The sequence below is a fragment of the Bowmanella sp. JS7-9 genome, from assembly GCF_004329715.1.
Lineage (GTDB): Bacteria > Pseudomonadota > Gammaproteobacteria > Enterobacterales > Alteromonadaceae > Pseudobowmanella > Pseudobowmanella zhangzhouensis.
The window spans coordinates 1-12,695 of sequence record NZ_JXSY01000039.1 but is presented as its reverse complement, the minus strand read 5'-3'; the positions used below and the strand labels follow the sequence as shown (position 1 = coordinate 12,695).

At 49.1% G+C, this 12,695-nt stretch carries 11 protein-coding genes; 2 read left to right on the top strand and 9 right to left on the bottom strand.

Annotated features, from left to right (window positions below; all coding sequences use genetic code 11):
- Positions 1-206: 206 nt before the first annotated feature.
- A complete protein-coding gene (locus tag TK45_RS16110) occupies positions 207-605 on the top strand; it encodes a hypothetical protein (RefSeq protein WP_131259866.1) in 399 nt (132 codons plus the stop codon).
- Between the two features lie 49 nt (positions 606-654).
- Here the strand turns inward: TK45_RS16110 and TK45_RS16105 are convergent, their stop codons facing one another.
- The 8 genes from TK45_RS16105 to TK45_RS16070 all read right to left on the bottom strand — a co-directional run bounded on the left by TK45_RS16105 (position 655) and on the right by TK45_RS16070 (position 10,258).
- Positions 655-1,980 carry a lipopolysaccharide assembly protein LapB gene (locus tag TK45_RS16105; protein WP_131259865.1) on the bottom strand — a complete coding sequence of 442 codons (1,326 nt, stop codon included), beginning with the start codon at positions 1,978-1,980 and terminating at the stop codon, positions 655-657.
- Between the two features lie 9 nt (positions 1,981-1,989).
- Positions 1,990-2,604, bottom strand: a complete 615-nt coding sequence (locus TK45_RS16100) for an energy transducer TonB (protein WP_254426650.1) — start codon at positions 2,602-2,604, stop codon at positions 1,990-1,992.
- Positions 2,605-3,012, bottom strand: a complete 408-nt coding sequence (locus TK45_RS16095; RefSeq protein WP_131259864.1) for a biopolymer transporter ExbD — start codon at positions 3,010-3,012, stop codon at positions 2,605-2,607.
- Between the two features lie 8 nt (positions 3,013-3,020).
- Positions 3,021-3,551, bottom strand: coding sequence for a MotA/TolQ/ExbB proton channel family protein (locus tag TK45_RS16090; RefSeq protein ID WP_131259863.1), 531 nt, complete (start codon positions 3,549-3,551; stop codon positions 3,021-3,023).
- Positions 3,552-3,556: 5 nt separating this feature from the next.
- Entirely contained in the window at positions 3,557-4,921 is a 1,365-nt protein-coding gene (locus TK45_RS16085) for a MotA/TolQ/ExbB proton channel family protein (protein ID WP_131259862.1), read from the bottom strand.
- 13 nt (positions 4,922-4,934) lie between these two features.
- Entirely contained in the window at positions 4,935-5,705 is a 771-nt protein-coding gene (locus TK45_RS16080) for a DUF3450 domain-containing protein (RefSeq protein ID WP_131259861.1), read from the bottom strand.
- Positions 5,706-5,883: 178 nt separating this feature from the next.
- Complete coding sequence (locus TK45_RS16075) at positions 5,884-8,574, bottom strand: TonB-dependent receptor plug domain-containing protein (RefSeq protein WP_131259860.1); 2,691 nt, start codon at positions 8,572-8,574, stop codon at positions 5,884-5,886.
- A 67-nt stretch (positions 8,575-8,641) separates the two neighbouring features.
- Positions 8,642-10,258, bottom strand: a complete 1,617-nt coding sequence (locus TK45_RS16070; RefSeq protein WP_131259859.1) for a hypothetical protein — start codon at positions 10,256-10,258, stop codon at positions 8,642-8,644.
- Positions 10,259-10,668: 410 nt separating this feature from the next.
- Here TK45_RS16070 and TK45_RS16065 point away from each other — a divergent pair, with 410 nt between their 5' ends.
- Positions 10,669-11,676, top strand: coding sequence for a DNA cytosine methyltransferase (locus TK45_RS16065; protein ID WP_131259858.1), 1,008 nt, complete (start codon positions 10,669-10,671; stop codon positions 11,674-11,676).
- On the opposite strand, the gene TK45_RS16060 is transcribed toward TK45_RS16065, so the two are convergent.
- Complete coding sequence (locus TK45_RS16060; protein ID WP_131259857.1) at positions 11,673-12,530, bottom strand: NaeI family type II restriction endonuclease; 858 nt, start codon at positions 12,528-12,530, stop codon at positions 11,673-11,675. The two genes, TK45_RS16065 and TK45_RS16060, sit on opposite strands and share 4 nt — an antisense overlap.
- Positions 12,531-12,695 lie beyond the last annotated feature (165 nt).

The following is a 12,695-nucleotide window of genomic DNA, read 5'->3' as shown; positions in this document are numbered from 1 at the left end:
GTCGCCACCGCGACAAATTGCTAAACATTTTCACCCGCGTCAAACCATTGAAAAAGAACAAGGAAATGAAGTTCACAACAAGTAGAAATGCCATACATAGCACTCATTTACGTTATCTGATAAAAACCGATGAAGACGTGTACATTTAATTTCAAAGCAGCGCCTATTCCAAATTAGCAGGGGGTAACAAGGTGATAAAAAAGTGTTTGTTATTCAGTCTGATTGCCTTGGCGTGTGCAGGTCAGGCGCATGAAATCAGTGAGCGAGACAGCTTTGCGCTGCAAATGCTCCACCGCTCTGATGAAGTTTATGTAGTGCGCTATATCGATGTCGTGAAGTCAGAATATCTGGGAGCAGATAAACTGAGCATAACCGCTGAAATAGAACAGATCATAAAGGGCACGCAGGGCATTGGGTACACCATCAAATTTGAGCGCTTATATGATTTTGATTATGGCGACGTCACCGAGCTCATCGACAAACGTTTTTTGGTGTTTCTAGAAGAAGTTGAGGGTAAAAGTGAGGTAAACCGGCAAGATCCGGCTGCTGTGCAGGCTTTTAGTCAGAATGCTTACGATGAATTGATGCTTCATCAATCGCACTGATAAAAAAAGCGGCCTGGGCCGCTTTTTTACATTCAGGGAGAAAAGAAGGTTAGTTGCCTACTGAGGCAGATAAATCCTGCTGGGATTCCACACGCTGCTTCTCAGCGCGCACATATTTACCCCATTGCACTGCCATGCGCTCGCTGGCTTTATGCTTCTCTGCTTCGGCCAGTTGATTCAGTGCGGTGTTGTATTCACCCAGGTTAAAGTAGGCCATACCCAGCACCAGATAGGTGGTACCCGGCTTGCTCAGGTTGCCTTTTTCCAGTGCGCGCTCGGCGGCAGCAATAGCTTCTTTATTGCGATCGGCGTTTAACAGAATTTGCGCTAACTGGGCATCCAGCTCGCCATCATTGGCCAGCTCAGAAGCCGCCATCATGGCCGGTACCGCTTTGTCGATTTCTTTGGCTAATTGCCAGCTTTGCGCCAGAAACGTCATGTGTTTCAGGTTTTTCTCGACTTTGCCTGCCTTAATCGCTTGCTCTAACAGCTCTGCGCCTTTGTACGGAATGCGGTGGTAGTAATACAGCTGCGCTAGATTGTAGATGTCATCACCTTTGGTCACGTAGCCTTTCTGGCGGGCACTTTCCATGGTGGCCAGCTGCATTTTTTCCTGTCCCAGTTCGCCGTACATACCGGCCAGTTGCATCCAGTATTCCGGCTTATCGAACAGTTGCACCATTTTTACCAGCACGTCTTTGACTTTCTCTGGCTGCTTCAGCTCAAAGTAAATTGCGCGCTGTAACACGAACCAGTTTTCACTGACCGCATAGCCTTCTCCTTCGGTCTGCGCGATGGCTTGCTCAATCTGCTCAGCCGCCTTGGCGTATTGCTTGGCCTGATAATAAGCCTGGGCTTTAACGATACGGTTTTTCGCCGGCGTTTCGCCTTGCTGCAGACTGTCCCATTGCTCCAGAGTGGCAATCGAACCGTCAAAGTCGCCCTGCATCAGTTGCAGCTGCGCCAGAGACATCAGAATACCCTGTTCAAAGGACTCCGGAATATTGTCGTAGCTTACTGCCTGTTTGAACGCAGCGATGGCGTCCGCCATTTGCTCCTGACCGTAGTAAGTAAAGCCGTAGAAGTTATACAGCATGGCCAGTTCGTAATCGTTCATCGAGCCGGCTTTGTCTTTGACCTCATCCAGCACGGCGAGTGCTTCTGGCACTTTGCCTGCATCGGCCATTTCCTGGGCGCGGGCTAACTGATCGTAAACCTTGGCGCGCAGGGTAGGGACCTTGCGGGTTTTATATACTTTGGCAGGCTCTGCGGCTTCGGCAATCGAAGAACCAATCACCACAGGTGCGGTCAGCACCGCGGCAGCTACACCCAGCGTCAGCAGGCTACGTACAACATGACTAACTTTGCTCATCATCTTGCTCCGTTAAAGTTCGAATGTGACTTTGACGGTAACACCACCCACTTCGGTGGCCTCACCATTCACTACGCGTGGCTTGTACTTGTACTTCAGTACCGCATCCATGGCGCTACGCTCAAAAATTCCCTGCGGCTCTGCCTGCAGCACAGATGGATCGCGCACCGAACCGTTCTTGGTTACGGTGAATTCCACGATCACCCAGCCTTCGATACCCCGTGACTGTGCCATGCGCGGATAAACCGCTGGCTGACGCACGATAGGCAGGTAATCACCATCACTGGACTCCAGTGACGGGCCACCTTCCAGTCCCATGCCGGTATCCACCGACGCGGTAAAGGTGGTAGAACTGGCGCTGGCTTCCGGATTCGGATTATCCAGTTGCGGCGCTTCCATTTGCGGAGGTGGCTCCTGCGGCTTAGGCGGCTTCTGCGGTTTATTTTCTTTTTGTTTAACCGTTTCTTCCGGCTTGACCCGCACAAAGTCCAGAACACGCCCGGCAGGCGGTTCTTTCATTTGCGTGTCACCGCTTTTGATTAACGATTGCATCAGGTAGAACAGGCCCAGCGTTACTGCACCTGCCAGTACCAATGCAACCACAATGCGTTGAAGGCTCTGCATCATTTACTGCTCTTGCGCCGCGATAGAGACATCTTCGATACCCGCTGCTCGGGCCGCATCCATCACCTTGATCAACACTTCGGTGGTGGATTTACGGTCGGCCTGAATCACCACTGTGCCCTGCGGGTTTTCCGCATGCAGACGTTCGATGTTGGCCTGGACCGCACGCACATCGACCTGACGTTTGTTGATCCAGATTTCACCTTTATCGCTAATCGCAACCAGGATGTTGGCCCGAGGCTTGGCAACCGCAGTGGCTGCATCCGGACGGTTAACGTCGATACCGGCTTCTTTGACAAACGATGCAGTCACAATGAAGAAGATCAGCATGATAAATACCACGTCGAGCATCGGCGTCATGTCGATGTTCGCTTCTTCCTCTTCCACCATGTTCATAAATGACTGTTTCATAATTCTCGTTACTCACCTTTGGTTACGTGAATATCCAGCGCGTCTTCCAAGTGGGCGCGCTCTTTTTTCGCTGTACGGGTTAACCAGGTGGTGGCAAATACGCCGGATAAGGCGCCAACCATGCCAGCCATGGTAGGGATTGTGGCTTTTGATACCCCGGAAGCCATGGAACGTGCACTGCCTGAGCCGGTCATCGACATCACATCGAATACTTCGATCATGCCGGTTACGGTACCCATCAGACCCAGCAGAGGACACAGTGCCACTAACGCCTGAATCACAGGTAAGTTAGATGACAGCGCCATGCTAATCCGCGAGACCGTGGCCTGACGGATTTGGTGCGCATTCCACGAACTATGGTCGGTACGCTGATTCCAGCGCGCCACCGCATCTTTCTTGGCCTGCTTATGCCAGATAAGCAGATACATAATGCGTTCGAGGATCATCAGCCACATCACGAATATCAGGACTCCGATAACCAGCAGCACGGTGCCGCCGGTTTCGGTAAAGTCGCGAATGGCTTCAAAAAATTCCAGCATGAGACTTAGCTCCGCTCAGCTCGCTCGGCGATCACGCCGGCAGCTTGTTCCTGCAGCACGTGGATGATGTTCTTACTACGGGTACTCAGCATGGCGTACAGCAGTGTCATAGGAATGGCCACGACCAGACCCTGTACTGTGGTAACCAGCGCCGTTGAGATACCACCGGCCATCAGTTTCGGGTCACCGGTACCGAACAGCGTGATTTGCTGGAAGGTAATGATCATACCGGTAACGGTACCTAACAGACCCATCAGTGGGGCAACCACAGAGATCATCTTGATCAGCGTCAGGTTGCGTTGCAGGCGTGGCATTTCGGCCAGAATCGCTTCAGTCAGGTGCAGTTCCAGTGCTTCGGTATCGGCATTGGGATGCGCGTCACGGACTTTCATCACACGGCCCAGCGGGTTGTTGTCGCTTGGTACAGAAGACTTAAGTTGCTTGTTCACTTTCTGACGAACCACGAACAGAGTCAGCATGCGCTCCAGGCCTAACAGTAAACCAACCGCACCGACCGCCAGGATGATGTAACCTACCAGACCACCGTAGTCGATACGCTCCATCAGAGTAGGCGCCTGAACCAGCAGGCCCAGAATCGAACCACCGGTTGGATCCATACCGAACTTCACCAGTTCGCCGTTAGAAGCTTCTAACGCGGCTGCGCTGTCCAGGTAACGGTCAATTGGCTGACGTTTCAGTTCCAGTACCGAACCGGTCGCGCCGTCGAATTCCAGATATTTGCCATCTGCAACCATCGCCAGCGGGCCAACACGTACGACAGATTTCTGGTGACGGGTACCGTCCGCTTCCACCACTTCGGTGTCGAAACGGGTGACTTTGCCAGACTCGGTCATTTCACGCTGGATCTCGAACCACACGCGCTCGATTTCTTCAATCGACGCCATCTGTGAACCGGTACCCATTGACTGCGCCAGTTTGTCCAGGAACTCACCACGGCCAGGAATTTGTGCCGATACCATGGAGTTAGCGAACTTAGAGCGGGTATCGCCCGCAACTTGCTGCAGTACACCGAACAATTCTTTCAGTGACCCTTTACGCTCATCTAAGGCGCTTTTCAGGTTGGTCACTTTGATTTCGTTCTCTTCACTTTGGGTTTCCAGCTGACCGGACAGTTTTTCCTGGGCAGTCAGGCGCGCGCGGGCGTCACGCAACATGGCGTCCTGCTCAGCAACCTGAGACGTGAACTCACGCTCACGGGCTTCATTTTGTTTGTACTGTTCAAATTTGCCCTGTTCCAGCTGCTTTAATAATGCATCCAGATCCAACGGCTTGGTTTCCTGCGCGCCTGCACTTAAAGCAACTGCGCCAGCAAACAGACTAATAACCAGACGGTTCACAATGTTTTTCATGGTCATCAAACTCTTATTTAGTAACGGCTACAGGCAGGGTTAACAGGTCTGGCGCAATTTGCTTCTTGGCCATACGTAAACCTTTATTGATTTCGCTGCGATAGGAATCGTCCAGCTCTACCCATTTACCTTCGTTTTGATTCCAGATGCCCTGATGCTGACCATCACGAGTTTGGTAGACCAGTGCGGTACGACCGACGCGCAGGAACTCGACGTTTTGGTCTTTGCCATTAATCTGGTGAACGGCAGTGTAGGCTTCCATTGAACGGCTGAAGTCCATCTCAATCTGGTAGGCTTCCATCACGCGGCGGAATTTTTCCGATGGTGCCACGTCAGCACGATCCATCATTTCGCGCAGGCCTTTCACGCGGTTGGCGCGCTCTTCAGGCAGGAACGGGATATCCAGCGCAATAAACTGCTCCAGACCATCGATCATGCGTAACATTAACGGGGTAATTTGACGCTCAATAACGCTAACCTTATCCATGGCTTCGTTCAGGTCAGTCATTTGCTGTTCCTGACCGGCAATCAGTTTACGCATTTGCAGGTTGTAGACTTCCAGGTCAGCGATCTGCTTGTTCAGCGCTTTAAACTGTTGCAGTTTGCTGTCCATTTGATCGGTGATTTTGTCGATTTTTTCCTGCGTTTTAGCGGCAGAGTCATTAATTGCCTGCGCCTGTTGCATGGCAGGTTTGAGTTCGCTTTCCTGCTGCGCCCCCACGGCGGTTGTCAGCAATAAGCTGCTGGCCAGTAAGCTGAGGGGGAATTTTTTTGAAAATGTCATAAAACATACCCTGAAATAAAAGAAAGCGGCGGCTGCCGGTTCGAATTGCGCACAGGATATGTCAGTTATGTGACACTAATTTTTAAGTTATATGACGGTTATGTGACAGGAAGGGCGAAATGACGGCTAAAATACGCCAGGAAAGATACGCCGGTGGCTGGCACCGGCGTTATACAGATTAGAAATCGTAAGAGTAGGTCAATGAAATGGCCGTACCGACTTCTTTAGAACGTACCACGATGCCAGACTGGGTCACTTCCTGATCTTCACCTAACAGGTTTTTCACCTTCAGGCTGATGCGGGAATTGAAGTCCGGGAAGTAGTTGTACACTAAATCCAGTGAATGGAATGGCTGCTCGTACGCATCTTCACGGTCGGCAACACCGGCAGCGATAATCCGCTCACCGAATACGTTGTAAACCAAAGAGGCAGAGTGCTCACCATTGTCTGAGTCGTAGTTCAGTTGCATATTTACCACGTACTCAGAATGGCCAGTCATTGGCTTGGTCGGATTGGTTAATGTCCCTGCTTGCGCCGGGTCGATAACCGCTTCCGATTTACTCAGTGTCACGTTACCCGAAGCAAAGAATCCGCCCGCAATGTATGACAAGTCATGCAATGCTTCGAATTCCACGCCGTAGACCTCTGCCGAGTCACCATTGACGAAGGTGGCTGAATATTCTTCATCACCGATACGTAAAATGGTTTCGATTGGCGAGTTGATATCTTTGTAGAACGCCGCGACCGAGTAGTTATCACCATTTTCTGCGTAGTATTCATAACGCAGGTCATAGTTTTTAATCGGGCTGCTTTGCAGGCCAACACGACCAAAGGTACGGATATCCGTCAGCGGATCGTAGTAAGTGACCGGCACCACTTCACGCAGGTCCGGACGTACTACGGTTTCACCATATCCGAAACGAATCTGATAGTCCTTGCCGCCGACATAGGTCACCGACAGGGCAGGGTAGATATCGTCTTCCATCAGGCTACCGGCCTCGATTTTCTCTGGTGCATAGAAGATATCCAGATCTTCTTTGGTGAAAATCAAACTGGAGGTACCAATCGAGGTTTGTTTGAAATCTTCGTAACGCAGACCGCCGCTGAAACGCAGGTAGCCTTTGTAGAACACATCAAATGAGAAGTAACCCGCATTGATTTTCTGGGCTGCCAGGTAGTCATCCGCATCCGGTGCGGTAGGCTCGTTAAAGTCGACCAGAATGCGCTGACCATCGATAAAGCTGTCGCTCAGATAACCACTGTTAGCTAAAGGTGACTGGCTGCCATCGTTAATGGTAATGGCCTGACCGGTAGCATTATTGACTGCAAAGCTTGAGGTGCTGTACAGACGGGCACGATCAGTAATGTCGTAACCGGCTTTCAGTTCAAGCTCAAAATTTTCAGTAAACATTGGGTAAGACAGGTTTCCGCCGTAGGAATTTACTCTGTCATCCATCTGGGTGTAAGAGTAAACGACGCGGTTGTCATCACCGGTGATCGATGAGTTGTCCCACACACCGCCTGCGTAGTTATCGCGGAACTTAAACACGGCGTTAACCGGAATATCCGTTGTCGCTTTCGAGCGGGTATATTGCCAATCGGCGCCTAACCCACCGAAATCCAGGAACGTATGCTGACCGACAAACTGAGAAATCTGCAGCTTGCGCTCTTCATAGGTCATTTCGTGAGTGCGGTTTGCGCGATCCTGTCCAACGATAGTGAACACCGTACTGCCCGCCGGGCTTTGCAGGGTGGAGACTTCCGTTTCATCTTCGCTGTCGACCAGGTACAGGTTGGTATACGACACTTTATGGGTGTCATATTTGTAGCCAATGTTGACAACGCCATTGTAACGCTCGTTTTCAGAGGTACTGACAGAGTCTTTGACAGTGTCGTAACACGACGCAGCCGCCTCTTCCAGAGTGTTTAATGTGGTTGCACAGTTTTCCACAGGCGCCTGGGCAATTACACCGGTACGCTTGTTGGCTACGCGCCAGTCTTTGTCGTAAGAGCCAGACGCCATAAAGCCAATGGTACCGCCGAACAAATCTTCGTCGAAGCTGTTACCAATGCTGCCTTTGAGCTTGTAATCCGGATCCAGGGATTTCTCCTGCAAGGCCAGATTGCGTGGCAGTGAGCGCAGCAGGTCATTGTTAATCGCAATGGCTTGCTCGGCGCGAGTAGCTGTTTCGTTATCCTGTAAGTCGCTCAGCTGGATAATATTACCCAGGCCAAAATCACCCTTGTAGAACACAATGGCGTTTTGCAGTGCCTGCGGCATATCGCCGTCCGGACGGTTATAGGTATAACCTTTGTCCGATACCGAGTCGTAACCCAGACCTACTTCCAGTTTGGCGGTAAATTCGCTAGGCACAGATTTCGTGCGAATATCGATGCTACCCCCACCAAATGCCGCTGGCATGGCTGGAGAATAGGCTTTTTGCACCGCCATACTCTCGATAACGCTTGAAGGGATAATATCCAGTGGCAGTACGTTACGGGTTAAATCCGGGCTGGGCACCGCGGCGCCGTTTAAACGGGCACTGGAGTAACGCTCACCTAAACCACGTACATAGATAAACTTGCCATCAACCAACGTCAGACCGGTTACGCGACGTAATGCCGATGCGGCATCGCTGTCACCGGTGCGGGTCATTTGCTCGGCACCGAGAATATCCGCTACGAAGGCCTGAGATTTACGCTCTTCGATGACCGCTGCTGCGCTGCCTTGCAGACGCGAGCCTTTCGTCACCACTTCGTCGATGACGGCATCTTCCTGTTGCTCCTGCGCCATGGCCAGATTGCCTGTGGCAACCAGACTCAGGCTGATCGCAGCCGCTAATTTCTTGATCTTATATTGATTCTTCATCATCAACTCCTCTTCGAATCAAAAAACAGGCGCACCTTGGCGCCTGGTTCCTGAGAAGTTCCAACGATTAGTCTGCGTCTGCCGCAGCAACTGCTGCTTCAACCCATTTGTACCAGTTTGATGAAGTATCCTGGTCAGACACTGCACCGATGTAGGCGGCAGAATCAAAGAAGCTTGAGTCCAGCGTGCTTAAATCATTGGCTGAGATGGTGATATCCGTTGATGCAGTGTTGGTAGAGAAACCGTCTGCTGCCAGTACAGTAGCAGAGGCTGCAATACGCTCGTTGGCACCGCTGTTGTCGAACCAATCAGTCAGAGTAGTACCGGTCAGCGCAGCTGGCTCTTTACCGCTGTTGAACGTACCGTCCGCATCAGCAAACTCAGAGTCACATGCCATTACCGAGTTGTGGAAGGCAATCTTGTCTGCTTGCTTCTCACCGTCGCTTGAGAACGAGATACAGTGAGTTTGTGTCGCGCTGGTTTTGATGATCAGAGCGTTATAAATTTGCGAATTGAATTCATCGTCAAATTTGTAAGCCGTTGATGGATCACCGTCACGCACAGACAGTTCATCTGAGGTAATAACCGTTACGTTAGCTACAGTTGGGTTAGAAGGCGATACTTCGGCAGAAGACGCGCCTTTCACACCGTCAGACTCGAAACCACCGTTACCCATGTGGGCAATAGAACCGTCAGACAGAGTTACGCTACCGTGTTTGATAAACAGGAACTGCGCCTTACCTTGCCAGCCAGCGTCGAAGTCGAAAGAGTCATCCTGGGTATCAGTTACCACGATGTGCTTCAGGGTAGTGGCACCACCGAAGATTTCGATACCGTCATCGAAGCCCTGGTGAATGTGAATGTAATCGAACTCAGAGCCAGAACCTACCGCATTCAGGGTCAGTGAGTTCAGGTCGTCACCTTCGCCGCCTACACGCGGACCAGAACCGGCGTACCAGATTTTCGCCCATTTGATGTTACCGCTAGAGTCTGTATTGTCGTTGCCACCGAAGTAACTAGTGATACCTTCAGAGGCCACGTTACAGGTAGCGCCTGCACGCTCTGCATCAGTACACTGGTCAGTGATACCTTTACCGTTGATGATGATGCCACCCCAGTCTGCGTACAGTGGGCCGTTACCTTCGTTATCGAAACGGTCAAATGCGTTGGCAGAAGTGAAAACGATTGGCTTAGTAGAGGTACCTACTGCCTGAATTTTTGCGCCACGGGCGATACGGATGATGGCTTCACCTGAGCTGAATGCCAACACTGCACCTGGCTTAACTGTCATGGTTGGGCCAACTGCCGGGATAGTGAATCCAGCGCTGGTGTCACCGTCTTCGCCGATTAACAGGGCGTCATCAAACTTGTGCACACCGCCGTTTGGCAGCTCTTCGAACGTGATGTTTGACGTGATTGAAATATTTTTGCTGGCAAAAGAGTCGTTGTACAGACAGTCCAGACCGTCGAACGTCCCTTCTACTGTACCGGCCGCGCTTTCATAGCTTGCACAGGTCACATCTTCACTGGTGCCACCAGTGGTATTGTTAGAGTTATTAACGCTGTTGTCTGTGTAAGTGCTGTTATCGTTAACAGTTGGGGTGATGTTGATATCACCACCACAGCCTACCAGGGCAAGAGCTGAAGCGATGGCAGAAGCTTTGAATAAGCCGGCTAATTTCATGTTGTTCTCCGTTGGGTTTTGCGGATGTGTTTAAAAATTTCGGCAAGACTAACGGAGCGGTGTGACACTTTTGTTACGCAAACAAAATGTCATAAAACATTCATAAACGCCGCTTGAAAATGGTGGGAAGCAGGCTATCTGCGCGAGAACCTTTGGTTCCGCGCCTCGCGCGGTGGATGTAGGCAAGGGGGAAACATATAGTCGTATGGTGAGAGTCAGCTGCTAGCCACTCATTCAACGGCAAGCCACGATGGCGCCGATTGTGCCGTCTTTTGGAAAAACGAATGACAGTTTTGGCTATACGATTGCATGCGCTTGTTAAGTGCGAGCAAACGCGTAAAATCGCCTTTTTTGAATTTGATATTTGCCATTAATGCTGTATGTTTAAACAGTGTTAATGGAGGGTTTTTATGGTTTACGAATATACATCATTAGAGCTTTGCGCTGGTGCTGGGGGCCAAGCGCTTGGCCTTCATCAGGCAGGCTTCAAACATAAGCTATTGATAGAAATAGATAAACCTGCATGTAAAACACTTGAGCTTAATAATGCTACCCATGATTTAGGTTGGGAAAAAATACTTGAGGGTTGCGTTCAACATTTTGCAGAGAACGGTGCGCATGAATATAAGGGAGTTGACCTGGTTGCCGGTGGCGTTCCATGTCCACCATTTTCAAAAGCGGGCAAGCAATTAGGCAAAGATGACGAAAGGGATTTATTTCCAGCAGCATTAAAAATTGTTGAAAAAACAGACCCGAAAGCTGTCATGCTTGAAAACGTTTCTGGCCTACTTGAACCCAAGTTTGATGAATATCGTTCAGGTATTGATAAAAGATTGCACGAAATGGGGTATGAAACTTTTTGGAAGCTGCATAATGCTTCTGATTATGGTGTTCCTCAATTGCGGCCCAGAGTCATATTGGTAGCACTAAGGCCCGAATATGCGAAATTTTTTTCCTGGCCAGATCAATCCATTGAGCCACCTACAGTTGGGGAGGCACTTTATGATTTAATGGCCAGTAACGGGTGGGAAGGTGCGAAATCGTGGAAAAAGAAAGCAAATAAAATAGCACCAACCTTAGTCGGGGGCTCGAAGAAACATGGTGGCCCAGATTTAGGACCAACTAGAGCTAGAAAGGCTTGGCAAGAATTGTATGTCAATGGGTGTATTGTAGGAAATGAACCTCCACAACAAGGTTTTACAGGCTATAAAGATAAAGAAGAATACAAAGGCATGCCATTGATTACTGTGCGAATGGCAGCAAGAATCCAAGGCTTTCCTGATTGGTGGGAATTCTTCGGAAAAAAAACTCCTGCTTACAGACAAGTTGGTAATGCATTTCCCCCACCGGTTGCTAAACACATAGGTAAAAGCATAATAAGCGCATTGGAAGCTGCTAAGTTTAAAAAGGCGGTTTAAATATTATTTTTTATACAAACAAAGTGTTCAGCATTTATTCCCTTAAAACCGAGAGATTTAAGCTTTTTGTTATCCTCTATACTACCTCCCCATAAAATTAAAAGTTCTTCTTGAGCTAGGATGTCCCTGGCTCCACCATTCCCTCTTATCCTTTTCATGTAGTCTTTTTGGCGGGCAACACATTCGACTAATCTTCGCGTAATAATCTCCCCTTGAAAGCTCCTAAAAAGGTTGGCTAATCTAGTTGCACCGCCAGATGGTGAAAGTATTTCATGCCTCAAATCGTCATTCATATGTAAAAAGAAATTCTTTGGTAGAGCTCCATCTTTTACAATCCACAAAATTTCGTTTTTTCCCTCTTTAGAAATAGTTCGCTTACCATCTCTATTTTTTCCTTGATTCAGTACCCGATTTCGGCAGATCAGTAAACCAAAACAGAATGATGACTTATTGTCATTTGCTTGGAGCAATACACAGATCTCGTCTAGGGCTTCACTTGGGATCGTCCAATTTGATCCAATGGTGTTTTTCACATCAACTTCATGACCCCGGACCTTTAGATCTAGTTTATCTCCCTTGTCGAGTCCAAACGTGTCTCGAAACAGAATTTCTACTTTTGTGCCTATGTAAGTTTTTTCGGTCTTCTCAAGTTCATCTAGGCTGAATCTATTAGTTCGAGGCATATCAATAACTTCGTCTAATGAACCACGTAGAATATCTCCAACTATCGATTCTAAATCAGAGTTATCATCTGAAAAGTCTTTAAAAAATTCTATCAGACTCATCAGGGAACTATTGTCGGGATAGGTTGAAAAATATTTATTAAAATATTCTGTATTTTCTAATTCAGACAAAATTTCATCTCAGTAAGTTAAAAAATTGCAGATGGTTAAATGTTTAACTATTTAAAATTAGTTTTTCATTTTACATTTTTAACAGTTATCGTCAGTGATTGCTATATAAAGTATTTGTATAGGTAGACACGGCATCCATGCCGGTTTTCGCCGACTCCCGTCTTG